The organism is Bhargavaea massiliensis, from assembly GCF_018390575.1.
Taxonomy (GTDB): Bacteria; Bacillota; Bacilli; order Bacillales_A; family Planococcaceae; genus Bhargavaea; species Bhargavaea massiliensis.
Window position 1 is genome coordinate 188,982 of record NZ_JAHBCJ010000002.1, and the last position, 18,604, is coordinate 207,585.

Genomic DNA, 18,604 nt, shown 5'->3' on the forward strand with positions numbered 1-18,604 from the left:
ACGGAGAACAGTGGCCGTATAATGAAGCTTAGTTTCGTGGAGGCCGGGAATACAGGCAGTGCGGGACGTTTCCCTTTAATGAAGGAGGAATGCAGCCCATGGCAGGGTTATGGTATACGGAAAAGCAGACTGACAACTTTGGAATTACGATGAAGATCAAACAGACGCTGCATGTCGAGCAGACGGATTTCCAGCTGCTGGAGATGGCGGAGACGGAAGAGTGGGGGAACATGCTGTTTCTCGACGGCATGGTGATGACCTCGGAGCGTGACGAATTCGTCTATCACGAGATGGTTGCACACGTACCGCTGTTCACCCATCCCGATCCGAAAAAGGTGCTGGTCGTCGGAGGCGGCGACGGCGGTGTGATCCGCGAGGTGCTGAAGCATCCGCAAGTCGAACAGGCGGTGCTGGTCGACATCGACGGAAAGGTGATCGAATACTCGAAACAGTACCTGCCGTCGATTGCAGGCAAGCTCGTGGACCCTCGGGTGGACGTCCGTGTCGGCGACGGGTTCATGCATATTGCCGAGTCCGAAAACGAGTATGATGTCATTATGGTGGACTCGACGGAGCCTGTCGGCCCTGCGGTCAACCTGTTCACGAAAGGCTTCTACGCGGGCATCTCGAAGGCGCTGAAAGAGGACGGGCTGTTTGTCGCTCAAAGCGATAACCCGTGGTTCAAGGCGGACCTGATCCGCCAGGTACAGAAGGACGTCCGGGAAATCTTCCCGGTCACCCGCCTGTATACCGCCAACATCCCGACGTACCCGAGCGGGCTCTGGTGCTTCACGCTCGGCTCGAAAAAGCATGACCCGCTCGAAGTGAAGGAAGAGCGGTTCCATGATATCGACACGAAATACTACACGAGTGAACTGCACCGGGCGGCTTTCGTATTGCCGAAATTCGTCCGTGACCTGGCGGAGGGAGAAGGCGAATGAAGTTCGACGAAGCCTACTCCGGCAATGTGTTCATCAAGAGCGGCGACAGCTATGATGAAGCGGACGCGGTGATCTATGGCATGCCGATGGACTGGACGGTCAGCTGGCGCCCGGGCTCCCGGTTCGGCCCCGCGCGTATTCGCGAAGCATCGGTCGGGCTTGAGGAGTACAGCCCTTATCTGGACCGGGAACTTGACGATATCCGCTTTTACGATGCAGGAGACATCCCGCTTCCATTCGGCAACGCGGGAAAATCCCTTGACCTGATTGCCGGATTCGTCCGGCAGTTATTGGCTGATGGAAAGGTTCCGGCGGGGATGGGCGGCGAGCATCTCGTGTCGCTGCCGGTTATGAAGGAAGTGGCGGCAGTGCACAAGGACCTCGCCATCATCCATATCGATGCCCACACCGACCTCCGGACCGAGTACGAGGGTGAGGAACATTCCCATTCCACGCCGATCCGCAAGATTGCCGATCTCATCGGACCTCACAACGTCTATTCGTTCGGAATCCGTTCCGGCATGAAAGAGGAGTTTGAATGGGCACGCGAAAACGGCATGCACATCTCAAAGTTCGATGTGCTTGATCCGCTGAAGGAAGTGCTGCCTGCGCTTGCCGGCCGCCCCGTCTACGTCACGATCGACATCGATGTCCTGGATCCGGCCCATGCGCCGGGTACAGGCACGGTCGACTGCGGCGGCATCACATCCCGCGAACTGCTTGCATCAATCCACGAGATTGCGCGTTCCGGAGTCCGGGTCGCCGGTTTTGACCTCGTAGAAGTGGCACCAGTCTATGACCCGTCCGAACAGACGGTCAATACGGCAAGCAAGCTATTCCGGGAAATGCTGCTCGGATTTGTGAAGTAATTAAAAAGGTGATGCGCTGTGGAAAATTGCGCATCACCTTTTTGTTCGTGGCATTTAGCCGACGGGCTGTGTTCCGTAGACGGCGACCCGGTTGCGTCCGCTGTTTTTCGCCCGGTAAAGGGCCTTGTCGGCAAGTTCATACAGATGTTTGGCACTTGTGGTATCCTCCGGGTGGGCGGAAACACCGAGCGATACGGTGATGGTGAGGGAGAGTCCTCCTTCCAGGATAAACGGGTTGCCGCAAACAGTCTGCCGGATGTTCTCCGCGGCCTCCGCCGCTTCCTGTTTATCCGCTCCGGGGAGCAGGACGGAAAACTCTTCTCCGCCGTTTCTTGAAAGAACCGCGCCTTTCGGAAGCCGGATGTTTTTCAGGCGGAATGCCAGTTCCCGCAGCACCTCATCTCCTGCCGGGTGGCCGTATGTGTCATTGACCGACTTGAAACGGTCGATATCAAGCACAATCAGCGCAACCGAACCTTCTCCATTGAGAAGAGATTCCGATAACTCGCCGAACGTGCGGTTGTTGTTCAGTCCTGTCAAATAGTCAGTGCGGGACAATTGCTCAATACCCGCAAGCTTTCTGAAATGACCGGACAGCTCGGCAAGGAGGAACGCGATCGTAAAAAAAGAGATGTAGGAATAGACGGCAAAAATAAAGACATTCAGGATCTTATCCGAACCCTCGGGCGACAGGTAGATAATAACGAGGCCGGTCTGGACTGTCGCGTAATGGAACACAAAACGGGCGGTCCGGAATGAGGCTCCCCGCCACGTAAAAATGATTGCGGCGGCAGCCCCGATCAGGAAGGTATTGCTCCCTGCGATCAGGGCTTCGTCACCAAAACCGCCCAGAATAATGCGGTCTATGGCGATGATGAGTGAAGAGATTATCGGCGGGACGGGACCGCCGAACACGCCGGAAAGGATGATCACCGGAAGGCGGGCATCGACGATCACTTTATCCGCTACGGTGACGGATGAGTCCAGCAGAAACAGTCCCGTGATGCCGGCCATGACGCCGATCAGAATCGGGTGAAACCGGGGAAAGGGGACCCTGAACCGTGCCCTGTCCTGGAACGGCCAATAGCTGAGGACCGAAAAGGTGAACAGGATACAAAAGTTGACCGCGAGCTGGTAGAACATGGACATCCCTCCATTGGAACGATTATACCAATTTGCCGGGAATCCGTGACACCGATATAAAATCCGTTCGGGCAGACGGAGACGGAGCCGGCATCCATTGAAATCCCCGGGCCCTGAGGGATATAATAGGGAAATGACTATGAACGGGGGCATCCAGATGAATATACCCGAAGAAGGAAGAGCGGTCAGCATCCGCCTCGTGACGATGGTCCGTCAGCCGGGCGAGAAGCCGTTCCGGAACTTCATCCGGGCGGAAGGCCTTCTGATTGAGAAAGCGGGCAAAACTTATCTGAGCTTTGAGGAAAGCATGGACGGGCAGGGAATCCGCACGATGGTCCGGATGGGACATGAAGAGGGGCTGATCATGCGGAACGGCGACGTTTCGATGCGGCTCCCTCTCGTACCGGGCGAGCGCCGGGAAGGCCGTTACGGAAGCGGGGGCATGGACCTGCCGCTTACGGTCAAGACCGACTCGGTCCGCTATGAACCGGGAGCGGAAGGACGGTTTGCGGCCGCGTATGACCTGATGTCGGGCAGCGAGACTGTCGGTACCTATAATGTAGAATTTACTTATTCGGAGGGAAAAGCATGAGCACAGTGGAACAGATCAAACAGCAGCTAAAGGACGCGCTGGCAGGCGCGGTGGGCAAGGCGGGTCTCGTGGAAGCCGCGGACATGCCGGATGTGATGCTCGAGACGCCAAAAAGCAAAGAAAATGGCGATTATGCCACCAATATTGCGATGCAGCTGACGAAAATCGCGAAAAAGCCGCCGCGTGCCATCGCAGAAGCGATTGTCGGCAACCTGGATACGGAAGGCACGCCGATCCAATCAGTCGACATCGCAGGTCCGGGCTTTATCAACATCACCATCAAAACCGACTACCTCGGTGATGTTGTAAAGGACGTGCTGGAAAAGGGCGAAAACTTCGGCCGCAGCGATGCGGGCGAAGGCGAGAAAATCCAGGTCGAGTTCGTCTCGGCGAACCCGACAGGGGATCTTCACCTCGGGCATGGGCGTGGCGCATCAATTGGTGACGCGCTCTGTAACGTGCTCGATTTTGCAGGCTATGACGTTTCCCGCGAATACTACATCAACGATGCCGGCAACCAGATCAACAACTTGGCTTTGTCGATCGAAGCCCGCTATTTCCAGGCGCTCGGCGAGCAGCGCGAGATGCCGGAAGACGGCTATCACGGCAAGGACGTCATCGAGATCGCCAATGCGCTTGCGCAGGAGCATGGCGACAAGTTTGCCAAGATGCCTGAAGAAGAACGCTTCCAGTGGTTCCGCAAGCATGGCCTCGGCATCGAGTTGGACAAGATCAAGAGGGACTTGGCCGATTTCCGTGTGGCGTTTGACAACTGGTTTTCCGAATCAACGCTTTATCAGTCCGGCAAGATTGATGAGGCACTCGGCAAGCTAAAGAAAAACGGCCATGTTTACGAGGAAGACGGGGCCACTTGGTTCCGCTCGACGACATTCGGAGACGACAAGGACCGGGTCCTCATCAAGCAGGACGGCACCTATACGTACCTGACCCCGGATATCGCGTATCACGAAGACAAGCTCCAGCGCGGCTTCGACAAGCTGATCAACATCTGGGGCGCTGACCACCACGGCTACATCCCGCGTATGAAGGCAGCAATCGAGGCACTCGGATACGACAAGGACACACTTGAAGTGCTGGTGTCCCAGATGGTCCAGCTGTACAAAGACGGCGAGAAGTTCAAGATGAGCAAGCGGACGGGTAAGGCGGTAACACTGCGCGAGCTCGTCGACATGGTCGGACTGGATGCGGTCCGATACTTCTTCATCATGCGCTCCGGCGATTCCCAAATGGACTTTGACCTCGATCTTGCGGTGTCCCAGTCCAACGAAAACCCAGTCTACTATGCACAGTATGCCCACGCGCGCATCTGCTCGATTCTCCGCCAGGCGGACGAAGCCGGTCTGTTCCGTTCGGATGAGAATGTCGGCATGCTCCAAGACAGCGAGAAGGCGATCGATCTTATGAAGAAGATCGGCGACTTCCCTCAAGTTGTCGCGGACTCGGCAAAGCTCCGCTCGCCACACCGGATTGCGACGTATATACAGGAATTGGCATCCGCATTCCACACGTTCTACTCGACCGACAAAGTCGTCGACCCTGACAACAAGGAGCTGTCGGAAGCGCGCCTTGCGCTTGTCACGGCAACCCGCACGACCGTTGCGAATGCACTCCGCCTGATCGGAGTCGCCGCACCGGAACGGATGTAACGATCGACCGGCCCCTCCGGCTTCTGCTGAAGGGGCCGGTTTTCATGCAGCGGCGAAAAGTCCGTGAGACGTTGGGGTAGTTTACTGAGACGTTAACATACTGTGAAGCCTCCCGCCTTTTCCCGGGCAGCCCTCGACAAAAACCGCGCCATCTGATTAAATTGATAAGGAATTGAATATCCGGCACGATTTTTCGCCGGATGACGCTGAGGTGCCCCGATCGCGGGGGTAAAAGGGAAGCCGGTGAGAGTCCGGCACGGTCCCGCCACTGTAAGCGGCTATACGCCGCAAGTCAGGAAACCTGCCCCAGCGGAAAGCACCCGATAGCGCCTGCGAGGACAGGCCGGTGTGGAACGGCGCCTGCCTGTGCAGGCTGCGGTCGTTTTTCCGCGTGTCCGTCCTGCCGGTATCTCTGCCCCCGCCCTGCGCGGGGGCTTTTCAATTTCAAGCAGGACAACAATGAATAGGGGGAAAACAGAGATGAACAGCAGATGGAACAAATGGCTTCTCATGCTCGTGATCGCACTGTTTCTGACAGCATGCGGCTCGGCAGATGACAGTGCGGATCAAGCGCAGAACCAGAACGAAGAGACAGAGCAGCAGGCAGCTGAACAAAGCGGCAAAGCGGATGGGGAAGCAACCTTCCCGGTCACTGAAACCGATGCCGTCGGGAATGATATCACACTGGATAAGCAGCCTGAGAAAATTGTTTCCATGATTCCGAGCAATACAGAGATCCTGTTCGAAGTGGGAGCGGGGGGAACGGTCGTCGGAGTCAATGACTATGACAACTACCCGGAAGAAGTCCAGAGCATCGAAAAAATCGGCGGGATGGAGTTTAACGTGGAGAAGATCATCGAACTCCAGCCGGACCTCGTTCTTGCCCATGAATCAGGTCTTGGTACGGGAGAAGAAGGCCTGCAACAGCTTCGCGATGCGGGCCTCACCGTGTTTGTCGTAAAAAATGCTATGGATTTTGATGAAACTTACGGAACCATCCAGCAAATCGGCAAGCTGACCGGCTATTCCGCCGAAGCCGAAGATATCGTCAGCGACATGCAAGCCAAAGTGGATGAGATCAAGGAAAAAGCGGAAGCAGTCACCGACAAGAAAAAAGTGTTTGTCGAAACCTCGCCTGCACCCGATATTTATACGCCGGGATCGGGCACATTCATGCAGCAGTTCCTGGACATCATCCACGCGGAAAACGTCGCGGCCGACCAGGAAGGCTGGGTCATGATGGATCCGGAGGAAATCGTCAATCGCAATCCGGATGTCATCATGGTCATGTACGGGGACGACAGCTCAGTCGATGCGGTCTACGACCGGGAAGGATTTGACGCCATCACGGCAATCAAGGACAAGGCGGTCGTACGAGTTGATGAAAACATCACAAGCCGCACCGGCCCTCGTCTTGCCGACGGCCTGGAAGCCGTGGCAAAGGCGGTTTATCCGGAAATCTTCGGGGAAGCAGAACAAGATGAAGAAGATCAGGCAGCATAAGACGAAGCAGCCGGTTGCCGCATACATCGTATCGGCTGCCGTTCTCCTGCTGGCGCTTTGGCTGGGCGTTTCCGTCGGATCGGTGAAGATTCCGCTCCGGGTGCTCCTGGACCCGGGCGCGGATGAAACAGCCGCGAACATCCTATGGAAAATCCGAATGCCGAGGGTGGTGCTTGCAGGGCTCGTCGGAGGCTCGCTTGCCTTGGCGGGGGCGGCGTTTCAGGGTCTTCTGAAAAACCCGCTTGCCGACCCGTACACCCTTGGAGTGTCGTCCGGTGCCTCAGTCGGCGCTGTGGCGACACTCTTTTTCGGTATCGGATTGTTCGGTGCCTATACCCTGCCCGTATTCAGCATGGCGGGCGCGATGGCGGTGCTCCTGCTTGTAATCGGCTTTTCCAGGGCGGTCGACCGGTCACTCAAGATGGAAACGATCATCCTGACAGGGGTCATCTTCGGATCGTTCCTCGGCTCGGTGCTGTCGCTCATGATTGCCCTGACCGGAGAAGAGCTTCGGCAAATCATCGGCTGGTTGCTTGGCAGTGTATCGATGAGAGGCTGGAAGTACGTTTGGATGATCCTGCCGTTTCTTCTGGTCGGCGGAATTCTGCTCTGGCTTTGCCGGCGGGAGCTGAACGCAATGCTGTTCGGCGAAGAACGGGCCCATCATCTCGGTGTAGACGTACGGAAGCGCAAATGGATGATTCTCGGCGGGGGCTCAATTCTTACCGGTTCAGCGGTTGCCGTATCCGGGACAATCGGATTTGTCGGGCTTGTTGTGCCGCATATGACACGGATCTTATGGGGGAGTGACCACCGGCATCTGCTGCCGCTATCCTTCATTAACGGAGCCTCTCTGCTCGTGCTCTGTGATCTCGTGGCAAGGACGATCATTTCGCCCACTGAGCTGCCGGTCGGCGTAATCACTTCGTTTATCGGGGCACCGGTGTTTGCATTCATCTTCTACAGACAGCGGAGAAAGGGGAAGGTCCGGCATGCTTGATGTCAAAGAATTAACAGGAGGGTATGACGGCACGCCGGTTGTCCGGTCAGTCTCGTTTATGGTGGAAGCGGGCACGGTGCTCGGAATTCTCGGGCCAAACGGGAGCGGCAAATCGACGCTTCTGAAAATGCTGAGCGGGCTGCTTCCGGCAGATTCCGGGTCGGTCGAAATCGGGGGGAAGCCCATTTCCGGGTATTCGCGAAAGGCTTTTGCCCGGCAGGTCGCCGTTCTCCCCCAACTGCAGGCGGATACGTTTTCGCATTCCGTGTATCAGACTGTGTCACTCGGCCGGTATCCCCACCAGACCGGCCTGTTTGCCGGCTGGTCCGAAGAGGATGAGCGCGCAGTCCAAAAAGCGATGGACCAGATGGGGATTGCCAAGTACCGGGATACGGAAATTGAGTTCATGTCCGGAGGCGAGCGCCAGCGGGTGTTTGTCGCCCAGGCACTGGCCCAGGAAGCGCCTGTGCTGCTGCTGGACGAGCCGACCAACCATCTGGATATTGCGCATCAGCAGCAACTATTGGATACCATCCGGCGCCAGGCGACCGAAAATGGGCTGACTGTCATCTCTGTTTTCCACGACGTCAACCTGGCCTCTTTGTACTGTGATCGGCTGCTGCTGATGGACCGGGGAGAAGTGGCTGCGCTCGGAACTCCGGACGAAGTGATTGATGAACAAAAGATGGAAATGGTGTACGCAGCACGGGTCAGGGCAGGGATGCATCCGAAAATCCCGAAGCCTCAGATCACGCTGCTTCCGGCCAAAGAACCGGAAAACAAATTGGAAATCATCAGGAAAACCGATTTTGCAGTATCAAGCAAGTTTATCTATCTCGATAGCCGGATTCCTCTGAAGACGGTATCTTCCGCTGTGTACCGGGCGGGCGCCGGCTGGTTCCGCCATTTCGTCAACCGGAAAGTTGACGCGGGCTATGTTACGGATAATGCGGAGGCGGAGATGAGGGACTGGCTGCATGAAACCGGTTTCCCGCTCACCCAGACGGTGGCAATGATGACGGCGGCCATGACAGAAGACGCTGTGATCGGAGAATACGGTCCATCGGATACTCCTGTTATCGTTTGCGTGACAGCGGGAGTCGGCAATGCCGTGGACGCTTCGCTCGGCGCTTCCCGGGACGCTTACGCAGGAACCATCAATACTTGGGTGGTCGTGAACGGTCATCTGTCGGAAGAAGCGATGATCCAGGGAATGATCACCGCAACCGAAGCGAAGGCGAAGGCGATGCAGACAGAGCAGGTGCTCGATCCGCTGACCGGGACGGTGGCAACCGGAACGTCGACCGACAGCCTGCTGATCGCGGCCACCCAGACAGGCATCCGTTACCCGTATGCCGGGACTGTCACCGAACTTGGGCAAGCGATCGGCAGCGGTGTGTTTGAATGCACCGCCGAAGCGATCCGCCGGTACCGCATCCGGAAGTCGGGCCTGGAGAGGGGCGGCCAATGGTCCTGAACCACCTGATCGCCTGCCTGTCCGGTTTCCTGATTGATCGGATAATCGGTGACCCTCCCGGATGGCCGCATCCCGTCCGCTGGATCGGGCGGCTCATCAACTTTTTGGACACCCGGCTGAATACGGGCGGCAACCGCCGTGCCAAAGGGCTGCTGTTGCTCATGATCACCGCCGTATTGTCCGGCCTCCTGTCGGTTGCCGCCGTCTGGCTGTTTTACGGCATCCACCGGGCGGCGGGCATTGTGGCGGAGTCTCTGATGATCGCGGCAGGCCTTGCCCGGAAAAGCCTCGCTCAGGCCGCGTTGAACGTGTATCGTCCTCTTGCGGAAGGCAATCTTCCGGAAGCCCGGGAAAAGCTCGGCTGGATTGTCGGACGGGATACCGATTCTCTTCCCGAGTCCGAAATTGTGCGGGGAGTGGTGGAGACCGTATCTGAAAACACGTCTGATGGCGTGACGGCGCCGCTTTTCTGGGCACTGCTGCTCGGGGCGCCGGGCATTTGGGTTTATAAGGCGGTCAACACGCTGGACTCAATGGTCGGTTATCGGAACGAACGGCACGGGGAATTCGGTTATTTCTCGGCAAAAGCTGATGACGTGCTGAATCTCATCCCCTCTAGGCTGACGGGGGTTCTTATCTTACTCGTCACTCCGAAGAGGAGCGGGCTGCCGTTCCGGGAGCGGCTCGCCGGATGGCGATGTGATGCCGCCAAGCATCCAAGCCCGAACAGCGGCTGGCTGGAAGCGGCCACTGCCTGGCAGCTCGGAGTTGAACTCGGCGGGCTGAACACGTATCAGGGGGTGCCGTCCGAACGCGCAAGAATGGGCCGTCCGGATCGTCCGCTTGAGGCCGCGGATATTCCGGAATCCCTGCGCGCGATGCACGCCGCGTCATGGGCGTTTATCATAATCGGCTTAACGATCGGAGGAATCGCCGTTGCAATTACCTGAACACGGGGCGAATCCGCTCCGCCTGTATGACCGGCTCGGCATGGGAGTGCCGGACCGGGTGCTCGACTTTAGTGAAAACGTGAACCCGCTCGGTGTTCCGGAAGGGGTCCGGCAAAGCTGGCCACAACTGCTTTCGGCGCTGCCGCATTATCCGGACCCTGCCGGCGAGCCGTTCCGCTCGGCCGCTGCGGACTATCACGGTGTGCCGGCCGAGCGGGTGCTGGCCGGTAACGGTGCCGCCGAATTATTTTCGGTCATTGCGGAACGGTACCGCGGGCGCACCGCTCTCCTGATTCACCCGACGTTTTCCGAATACAAGGCTACACTGCTGTCAAAGGGTGCCAGTTGCACCGATCTCGTGACGGACCCGGCAATCCCGGATTTTCCGGAGGACCAAGTGATGGAAAAGATGGAGGAATCGGATGTGCTGTACCTTTGCAATCCGAACAATCCGACCGGAGTACGGCTCTCCGCAGAGACTGTCCGCCGGCTGGCGGAACACGGGCTTCGGACCGGGTGCGAGCTGGTGATCGATGAAGCGTTCATGGATTTTGCGGGGGAAGAGCACTCGGTTATCCCTCACCTTGAGGAATTTCCTCATGCGGTCGTCGTCCGGTCAATGACGAAAATGTACGGTATTGCCGGCATCCGGCTCGGCTATATGATCGGTTCCGAAGAACGGATCGCAAGCCACCGGAAAGCGGTTCCGCACTGGAATGTCAATGGGATTGCCGCCAGGATCGGAAAGCTGTGCTTTGTGGAGGAAGCATTCCGCCGGCAGACAGTCCGGTATTGCAAAGAGGAAAGACGGCAGCTTGCCGGATTTCTGGAAACGGCAGGATGCACCGTGACCGACAGCGAAACGAACTACATCAGTTTCCGCCCTGAACGGTCTGCCGGGCTTTATAGGGAAATGCTCAGGCAGGGCATCGTCCTCCGTCACACGGAAAACTTCCTTGGCATGGATGGTGCGTGGTTCCGGGTGGGCATCAAGGAGCCGGAAAAGATGAAGGTTCTGAAGGAGGCGCTTGCCGGATGGTTCGGGGAACACTCGTCTTTGTAAATGGAGGCGTCAGAAGCGGCAAGACGGCATTTGCCGAAAATTGGCTGGGGGCCCAACGATCCGGCCGCCTCATATATGTCGCAACGGGCAGACCGGCGGATGAAGAGATGAACAGCCGCATCCGGCGCCACCGCCAGGACCGTGCTGCACGGCCGGAACTGTGGGAGACGATTGAGCGCCCGTTGGATCTCCCGGGCATCCTGCCGATAATCCGCGAAGGGGACGCACTTTTGATCGACTGCATGACGACATGGCTGGCCAATGAAATGTATGAAGGCATTGAAAGCGGCCAGCCTTGCCACAGCCGGACGGGATGCATAGAGAAAAAGATTTCGGAACTGCTCGGAGCCTTGTCCGAAATGACCGACAAGGCGACTGCGGTCGTTGTGGTCTCCAATGAAGTGCTGGACGAGCCGCTGCCGGATTCGGCGGACATCCGGGCTTATTCGGAATTGCTAGGGCGAATTCATCAAAAGCTCGTGGAAGCGGCGGACCTTGCGTACGAAATGGACGCGGGCATCCCGCTCCTGCGGAAGCCGGAAAACCGGATAGGGGGGATTGGATGAACGGGATCATGATCCAGGGCACCGCATCGCATGTTGGAAAAAGCATGACATGCACGGCCATCTGCCGGCTGCTCGCTGATGAGGGAGTCCGGACAGCGCCTTTTAAGTCACAGAATATGTCGTCCTTCACAATGGACATTGGCGGCGGCCTCCGGATCAGCGGGGCGCAGTGTGTGCAGGCTGAAGCGGCCAAGACCCGTCCGGTGGCTGAGATGAACCCGATTGTTCTGGCACCAGCGGATGATACGGCTGCCGATATCCTGCTTCTCGGCCGTCCATTTGGCCGGATGGATGGGATGGAATACCGGGAGCGCTTTTTCCGGAAAGGGTTGGAAGTGATTCGGAAGTCACTCGAACTGATTGGCGTCCAGTTTGATGCCATCGTGATCGAAGGCGCGGGCAGCCCGGCGGAAGTCAACCTGAACGACCGGGAACTCGTGAACATGCGGGTCGCCAGAGAAGCGAATGTCCCGGTACTGCTCGTCGCGGACATCGAGCGGGGCGGGGTGTTCGCCTCGATCATCGGCACGCTCGAATTGCTGGACCCGCGGGACCGGGACCGGGTCAGGGGACTCCTCATCAACAAGTTCCGGGGGGATATCCGGCTGTTCAGGAGCGGCATCGAATTTCTGGAGAAACGCACAGGCCTTCCCGTACTGGGCGTGATTCCGTATTTGGAAAACCATGGAATCGAGGAAGAAGATTCTCTCGGTCATGCAGAAGACATGCAACAACCGCAGTATGATGAATGGGCCGCGCATTTTCGAAAGCATGCGGACTGGCCGCGCATCCGGCAGCTGATTTTCGGGGGAGACAACAGATGATCCGCGGACTTCTCCTCGCTGTCCAGTTTTTCACGGCGGTGCCTGTTCGTAAAAGCTTGCCGATCGGACGAAAAGAGACGATATGGATGCTCACCCTTTATCCGATGGTCGGAGCCATGATCGGCGCCGTGTCCTGGTCTGCGGCGGCTCTCGCTTCAGGCCCGGGCGGAACGGGCCCCTTTCTGACCGCATTTGTTTTGGTCCTCCTGTCAGCCGCCTTGTCCGGCGGCCTTCATCTTGACGGATGGGCGGATACGGGAGATGCGTACTTTTCCTACCGGGAACGGGACAAACGGCTGGAAATCATGGGAGATTCGCGGATCGGGGCATTCGGCACGATGGCTCTCCTGTTTCTGCTTCTGGGGAAGCTCGCGGTTCTGACAGATTTAATCAGCCGGGGCGGGCTGGTGCCGGCCTTTGTCGTGTTCGTGCCGTTCGCGGCACGGGCGGGGCTTGCCATCTATCTGTCGGTTTCCAAACAGGCAAAGCATTCGGGATTGCTTGTTTTCTTCATGGAGAAACTGGGACGGTTTCCTCTCGCCCTCCCTGCCGCAGTGCTTCTTGCTTCAGGCGGAGCGGCGGCTGCAGTGTGGTCCGGCAGCTTACTGTTTCCGGTCGTTGCCGCCATCGCGGTACCCGTGGCGGTGCTGTTTTTCAGAAGCTGGACGGCTAGGAATTTCGGAGGGGCAACCGGTGATCTGGCCGGTGCATTTATCGAAGGGTGTGAGATGCTTTTATGGACAATCCTTTTGTTCTGTACCTGATCCGCCATCTTGAAACAGCGGCCAATCGGGAGCGCCGTTATGTCGGATGGAGCGATGTTCCCGTCTGCACGGAAACCGGACCGGCCGGATTCGCTACGGATTATCTGATAGGCAGCGACCTGCTCCGCTGCCGGCAGACAGCCGCGATGCTGTTTCCTGGAATGCCATACGAAGCCAGGAAGGAATTCCGGGAAGCGAATTTCGGGGAATGGGATATGAAAACGTATGATGACCTGAAAGAGGATGTCCGCTACCGCGGCTGGATAGACGATCCGGCCGCGGTACACCCGCCCGGCGGCGAGCCGTTTGCCGACCTGGAAGCGCGTGTGATGAGTGGAATTGACCAGCTCAAGGAGCAAAAGGGACGTTCGGCGGCTATCGTCACCCACGCAGGCCCGGCCAGGATCCTGCTGGCTCGGCTTGCGCCGGAGCGGCGGCCGTTTTTCGGCTGGACCGTTCCGCCGGGCGGAATATACAAGATGGAGTGGCCCGGCCATAAATCATGGGAGGAGGGACACCGGTGCACGTCGTTATCGGAGGTGCCCATAACGGGAAGCGCGAATATGTAAGGGAAATGCTTGCCGGTGAACAAGTGGAATGGATCGAGGCCGGAGAACTTTCCCGGCTGCCGCAATCGCTCTCCGGCCGGGTGGTGCTGGCCGGGCTTGAATCATACCTATCGGCCAATCACGAGAATGAAGAAACTGCCATGGAAGACGTGTTCCGCTTTGTCCAAGCCGCGGACCGGGAAAGGCTGACCATCATCGTGACGGACATCGGCAGGGGCATTGTCCCTGCTGATCCGCATACCCGCTGGCTGCGCGATGTGTGCGGCCGTTTGAATCAGCGGCTGTTCCGGGAAGCCGGCCGGGTTACGCGAATCTGGTATGGCCTTGCGCAAGAATTAAAGTGAATCTGCAGGAGGATGATCAGGATGGGGATCTACACGCGAACGGGAGACAAAGGAATGACAGGGCTGATTGGTGCAAGAGTGGCCAAGGATCACCTCCGTGTGGAAGCTTATGGCACGACGGACGAATTGAATTCATTTATCGGAAAAGCGATGGCCGAGCTGCCGGAAGAGCTGTTCGGTGATTTGCTTGAAGACCTGGAGGATATCCAGCATGAGTTGTTTGACTGCGGGGGAGACCTGGCAACTGTCACCAAAAAACGGGAAGAGAAACTCCACCCGTCTTCCATTGAACGGCTTGAAAAGAGAATTGATGAGCTGACAGAAGAAGCACCGGAACTGGAGCGGTTCATTCTTCCCGGCGGGACTGATCCGGCTGCGACTCTCCACATTGCCCGGACGGTGGCAAGAAGGGCGGAACGTCAGGTGGTCCGGCTGATGAACGCCGGGGAAAGCGTGCCGGAAACCGCCCTTCAATACATCAACCGGCTGTCTGACTATCTGTTTGCCGCGGCACGTATCGCAAACTTCCGGGTTGGCCGGGCCGATGTCGAATACGCAAGGAGCGCCAAGGTGTTCCGCAATACGAAACGGACCGGGAAAAAGGATGATGAAGAATGAAGCGCACCCGTTTGCTGGCATTGACTGCAATGGTGTCGGCACTGTGCGCGGTCGGCGCGCTTGTGAAAATTCCGATGGGCATCGGATCGGCGGCGCTGGATTCCGCACCGGCACTATTGTCGGCGGTTTTCCTGCCGCCGGCAGCTGCAGGGACGGCTGCGATGATCGGTCATCTGATATCCGCGGTGACCGGCGGGACTCCACTTGGGCCGTTTCATTTGCTGATTGCCGCCGAAATGTTTGTCGTGATCGGTGGATTCGCCTGGCTGCACCTTCATGGACGGAACCTTCTTAAGTGGGGGTTTTTCCTGGTCGGAAACGGTGTGCTTGCTGTCCTGCCGTTTTACTGGCTTGTGTCACCGGCGTTTTTCTGGACGGCGATCGTCACGATCCCGGCTGCGACACTGGTGAATGCCGTCATAGCCGGCGCCGTCATGCCGGTTGTATGGAACGTCGCGGCGCGTAAGGAGGCGGCACGTTGAGGAATGCCCTAGACCTTGGCGGCGGGCTGGTCGCCACAACGGACAATTCGGGCGGCATCGGCATGAAGGAGAGCGATGCGGTCCGGGCACCGGATGATCTTGTCGGCTACTTCTCAGCGCGGGTGACACTGCTCGAGCAATGGGCGGCCGGGGCGGAGCCGATTGCCGTCATCCTTCATAATTTTACGGGGGGCGCCAGTTGGGACGACTATCTTTCCGGAATCCGGCGGGCGTTCTCAGAAAGCGCGCTCGGCATTCCGCCGGTATCGGGAAGTTCCGAGACGAACATGGCAATGCTCCAATCGGCGATGGCCGTGACGATGATCGGAAGGAAGTTCCGCGATCTCAAGGAGTCAGGCGGGACTTGGTTTCTGTACGGCCGCCCGCTTGTCGGCCAAGCTGTCATCCGGGAGCCGGAAAAGTGCGCAGATCTCGGGAAAGTAAAACGTGCACTTGACGGGGAACTCATTAACGCCGTCTGGCCGGCCGGGTCAGGCGGAATCGGAGCGGAGTGGGAGCGCCTGACGGGACGGCCCATGACCCGATTGACGGAGGGAGCCGATCCCGCGGCTTCCGCTGGACCTGCGACCGCTGTGTTCGTCCGCGTGGTTCCGGGAAAAGAGGCGGAAGCATCGGGACATTTCGGGAACTACTTCGATGAAGTCGGCTGACCTGGAGGCGTGATGGAGATTTCTTTATAGCGCCCTGACAATCAATAGAAAAACAGACATTGCAGAGGCATGCGAGTTCCCGTAAACTTGGGAACACGATGCCTCACTTTTGCTACTCGGGACAAAATTCTAAAATTGTTATTGACTGAATGCTCATTCATTATTACACTGGAGTCATAAAAGAGATACCGGAGCAGGCTTTGGACTGTACCGTGTGAAAGCGGATTCAATGCCGGCCGGTACCGGAAAGGGAGGGGCCATTGTGAACCCATTGCTTATCGCCAACTGGATTCTGTTCCTGGCCGTCACTGCGTACGCGCTCGGATTGTTCACATACGTGGTCAAAACACGCATTGACTTTATCAGGCTCGGGAAGAAAGAGGAGTTTGATGCCAAGGTCGACGAGCGGATGCGCGCGATCTGGACAAACGTCTTCGGGCAGAAAAAACTCCTGAAGGATAAGAAGAGCGGAACGATCCACGTCATGTTCTTCTATGGATTCCTTCTTGTGCAGTTCGGAGCAATCGATCTGATCTGGAAAGGGCTGAAGCCGGATTCCCACTTGCCGTTCGGACCGGTCTATCCGATCTTTACCTTCTTCCAGGAAATTGTTGTCTTCATGATTCTCGTCGCTGTCGTCTGGGCATTTTACCGCCGTTATGTTGAGAAGCTCGTCCGGCTGCGCCGGGGCTGGAAAGCCGGCCTCGTTCTGATCTTTATCGGGACACTAATGCTGTCGACACTCGTTGCAAACGGCATGAACATGATCTGGCACGGCCACGGGACGACCTGGACGGAACCGATGGCCTCTGCGATCGCTTCCGCATTCAGCTGGATGTCGCCGACAGCGGCAGCCGCCGTGTTCTTTGTCGCATGGTGGGTGCACCTGCTGACATTGCTCGCGTTCCTCGTTTATGTTCCGCAATCAAAGCACGCCCACCTGATCGCGGGTCCTGCCAACACGTATCTCATGCGATTCGACCGCCGAGGCAAGCTTGCGCCGATCGACTTCGCCTCGCTTGAGGAAGACGATTCGGAAGAAGAAGGCGGCGAAGAGATGCCGTCGATCGGCGTCGGGAAGATACAGGATTTCACGCAGCTCCAGATGCTTGACTTTTATGCCTGCGTGGAGTGCGGCCGATGCACAAACATGTGCCCGGCAACCGGCACCGGCAAGATGCTGTCGCCGATGGACCTGATCACCAAGCTGCGCGACCACCTGACCAATACCGGCGCGGTCACGACCAAGCAGAAACCGTGGGTGCCGCCGTTCATGTTCAATGACACACGCGGCAACCAGCTCGCGGTGGCGGCAGGTGCCGAAGGCGCGGTCATCGGTGATATCTACAGCCCGTCCCTGATCGGGGACGTCATCACGGAAGAAGAGATCTGGGCGTGCACAACCTGCCGGAACTGTGAAGACCAGTGCCCGGTCATGAACGAACACGTCGATAAAATCATCGACCTCCGCCGCTACCTCGTCATGACGGAAGGCCGCATGGATGCGGACGCACAGCGCGCGATGACGAACATCGAACGCCAGGGCAACCCCTGGGGCCTCAACCGGAAGGAAAAGGAGAACTGGCGCGATGCGCGTCCGGACCTCCACATCCCGACGGTCAAGGAAGCCAAAAAATCCGGAGAAGATTTCGAGTACCTGCTCTGGGTAGGCGCGATGGGGGCATTCGACAACCGTTCCCAGAAAATCGCGCTGTCGTTTGCACATCTTCTGAATGAAGCGGGCGTCAAGTTCGCTATCCTAGGAAACAAGGAAAAGAACTCCGGCGACACGCCTCGCCGCCTCGGAAACGAATTCCTGTTCCAAGAGCTGGCTGAAGCGAACATCAAGGAATTTGAAAAGAACGGCGTCAGGAAAATCATCACGATTGACCCGCACGCCTACAACATCTTCAAGAACGAATATCCGGACTTCGGTTATCAGGCCATCGTCTACCACCATACAGAGTTTCTGCACAAGCTCCTGATGGAAGGCAAGCTGAAACCGAAGTACGCAGTGAACGAAAAGATTACGTTCCACGATTCGTGCTACCTCGGACGCTATAACGATGTGTACGACGCGCCGCGTGAGATTCTGAAGTCCATTCCGGGCGTCGAACTTGTCGAGATGGTCCGGAACCGACAGGATGCCATGTGCTGTGGCGCAGGCGGAGGCCTCATGTGGATGGAAGAAGACAAGGGCCACCGGGTCAACGTCGCACGGACCGAACAGGCGCTGGAAGTCAATCCGTCCGTTATTTCATCCGCTTGCCCATACTGCCTGACCATGATCTCTGACGGCACGAAGGCGGTCGAAGTGGAAGACAAGGTCGGCACATACGATGTTGCGGAACTTCTCGAACGCTCCATTTTCGGGGACAACCTGGAACCGGCGATAGAAAAAGAGGAAGAACCGATTCTCCAGTAAGCCGTTGCAGATTCTTTGAAAATTCGATACAATGAAACAAATGGAAGAGGGAGTGCCGTGTCACTCCCTTTTTCTTGGAGATTATGTCGAGCGAGCGTTCAGTCACTCTGCGGCAGGCGCTGCCCGGCATTTAATC

The 18,604-nt window shown here is 57.5% G+C and carries 19 protein-coding genes and 1 riboswitch; of the genes, 18 read left to right on the plus strand and 1 reads right to left on the minus strand.

The window, feature by feature from the left end:
• The first annotated feature begins 98 nt into the window (after window positions 1-98).
• Together speE and speB are read left to right on the plus strand one after the other, a co-directional pair.
• On the plus strand, window positions 99-941 hold the full coding sequence (gene speE, locus KHA84_RS03740; protein WP_213422190.1) for a polyamine aminopropyltransferase: 843 nt from the start codon (window positions 99-101) through the stop codon (window positions 939-941).
• A complete protein-coding gene (speB, locus tag KHA84_RS03745) occupies window positions 938-1,810 on the plus strand; it encodes an agmatinase (RefSeq protein WP_213422191.1) in 873 nt (290 codons plus the stop codon). The genes speE and speB overlap by 4 nt, the downstream gene beginning before the upstream one ends.
• 54 nt (window positions 1,811-1,864) lie before the next feature.
• Here the strand turns inward: speB and KHA84_RS03750 are convergent, their stop codons facing one another.
• Window positions 1,865-2,953, minus strand: coding sequence for a GGDEF domain-containing protein (locus tag KHA84_RS03750; protein ID WP_213422192.1), 1,089 nt, complete (start codon window positions 2,951-2,953; stop codon window positions 1,865-1,867).
• Window positions 2,954-3,110: 157 nt separating this feature from the next.
• On the opposite strand from KHA84_RS03750, the gene KHA84_RS03755 reads away from it, so the two are divergent.
• The 16 genes from KHA84_RS03755 to KHA84_RS03830 all read left to right on the plus strand — a co-directional run bounded on the left by KHA84_RS03755 (window position 3,111) and on the right by KHA84_RS03830 (window position 18,468).
• Window positions 3,111-3,545: a YwiB family protein gene (locus tag KHA84_RS03755; protein ID WP_213422193.1), complete on the plus strand. Its 435-nt coding sequence runs from the start codon at window positions 3,111-3,113 to the stop codon at window positions 3,543-3,545.
• Entirely contained in the window at window positions 3,542-5,212 is a 1,671-nt protein-coding gene (gene argS / locus KHA84_RS03760) for an arginine--tRNA ligase (protein WP_213422194.1), read from the plus strand. The genes KHA84_RS03755 and argS overlap by 4 nt, the downstream gene beginning before the upstream one ends.
• Window positions 5,213-5,404: 192 nt before the next feature.
• A riboswitch (cobalamin riboswitch) is annotated at window positions 5,405-5,535 on the plus strand.
• Between the two features lie 157 nt (window positions 5,536-5,692).
• Entirely contained in the window at window positions 5,693-6,715 is a 1,023-nt protein-coding gene (locus tag KHA84_RS03765) for an ABC transporter substrate-binding protein (protein WP_213422195.1), read from the plus strand.
• Window positions 6,693-7,715: a FecCD family ABC transporter permease gene (locus KHA84_RS03770; RefSeq protein WP_213422196.1), complete on the plus strand. Its 1,023-nt coding sequence runs from the start codon at window positions 6,693-6,695 to the stop codon at window positions 7,713-7,715. The genes KHA84_RS03765 and KHA84_RS03770 overlap by 23 nt, the downstream gene beginning before the upstream one ends.
• Window positions 7,708-9,192: an adenosylcobinamide amidohydrolase gene (locus KHA84_RS03775; RefSeq protein WP_213422197.1), complete on the plus strand. Its 1,485-nt coding sequence runs from the start codon at window positions 7,708-7,710 to the stop codon at window positions 9,190-9,192. The genes KHA84_RS03770 and KHA84_RS03775 overlap by 8 nt, the downstream gene beginning before the upstream one ends.
• Window positions 9,183-10,142, plus strand: coding sequence for an adenosylcobinamide-phosphate synthase CbiB (gene cbiB / locus KHA84_RS03780; RefSeq protein WP_213422198.1), 960 nt, complete (start codon window positions 9,183-9,185; stop codon window positions 10,140-10,142). Before KHA84_RS03775 ends, cbiB begins: the two co-directional genes overlap by 10 nt.
• The gene (gene cobD, locus KHA84_RS03785; protein WP_213422199.1) at window positions 10,129-11,205 is read left to right on the plus strand and encodes a threonine-phosphate decarboxylase CobD; all 1,077 of its coding nucleotides are present in this window, start codon (window positions 10,129-10,131) and stop codon (window positions 11,203-11,205) included. Before cbiB ends, cobD begins: the two co-directional genes overlap by 14 nt.
• Entirely contained in the window at window positions 11,178-11,771 is a 594-nt protein-coding gene (locus KHA84_RS03790; RefSeq protein ID WP_213422200.1) for a bifunctional adenosylcobinamide kinase/adenosylcobinamide-phosphate guanylyltransferase, read from the plus strand. The genes cobD and KHA84_RS03790 overlap by 28 nt, the downstream gene beginning before the upstream one ends.
• Entirely contained in the window at window positions 11,768-12,595 is an 828-nt protein-coding gene (locus tag KHA84_RS03795; RefSeq protein ID WP_213422201.1) for a cobyric acid synthase, read from the plus strand. Before KHA84_RS03790 ends, KHA84_RS03795 begins: the two co-directional genes overlap by 4 nt.
• Window positions 12,592-13,359 (plus strand): adenosylcobinamide-GDP ribazoletransferase, encoded by a 768-nt coding sequence (cobS, locus tag KHA84_RS03800; RefSeq protein WP_213422202.1) that lies wholly within the window; start codon window positions 12,592-12,594, stop codon window positions 13,357-13,359. Before KHA84_RS03795 ends, cobS begins: the two co-directional genes overlap by 4 nt.
• Window positions 13,332-13,928 carry a histidine phosphatase family protein gene (locus KHA84_RS03805; protein WP_213422203.1) on the plus strand — a complete coding sequence of 199 codons (597 nt, stop codon included), beginning with the start codon at window positions 13,332-13,334 and terminating at the stop codon, window positions 13,926-13,928. The genes cobS and KHA84_RS03805 overlap by 28 nt, the downstream gene beginning before the upstream one ends.
• Complete coding sequence (locus KHA84_RS15490) at window positions 13,880-14,272, plus strand: bifunctional adenosylcobinamide kinase/adenosylcobinamide-phosphate guanylyltransferase (protein ID WP_213422204.1); 393 nt, start codon at window positions 13,880-13,882, stop codon at window positions 14,270-14,272. The genes KHA84_RS03805 and KHA84_RS15490 overlap by 49 nt, the downstream gene beginning before the upstream one ends.
• A gap of 21 nt (window positions 14,273-14,293) precedes the next feature.
• A complete protein-coding gene (locus KHA84_RS03815) occupies window positions 14,294-14,890 on the plus strand; it encodes a cob(I)yrinic acid a,c-diamide adenosyltransferase (protein ID WP_213422205.1) in 597 nt (198 codons plus the stop codon).
• Entirely contained in the window at window positions 14,887-15,372 is a 486-nt protein-coding gene (locus KHA84_RS03820) for an ECF transporter S component (protein ID WP_213422206.1), read from the plus strand. The genes KHA84_RS03815 and KHA84_RS03820 overlap by 4 nt, the downstream gene beginning before the upstream one ends.
• Window positions 15,369-16,043, plus strand: coding sequence for a hypothetical protein (locus KHA84_RS03825; RefSeq protein WP_213422207.1), 675 nt, complete (start codon window positions 15,369-15,371; stop codon window positions 16,041-16,043). The genes KHA84_RS03820 and KHA84_RS03825 overlap by 4 nt, the downstream gene beginning before the upstream one ends.
• Before the next feature lie 262 nt (window positions 16,044-16,305).
• Window positions 16,306-18,468: a heterodisulfide reductase-related iron-sulfur binding cluster gene (locus KHA84_RS03830; protein WP_213422208.1), complete on the plus strand. Its 2,163-nt coding sequence runs from the start codon at window positions 16,306-16,308 to the stop codon at window positions 18,466-18,468.
• Window positions 18,469-18,604 lie beyond the last annotated feature (136 nt).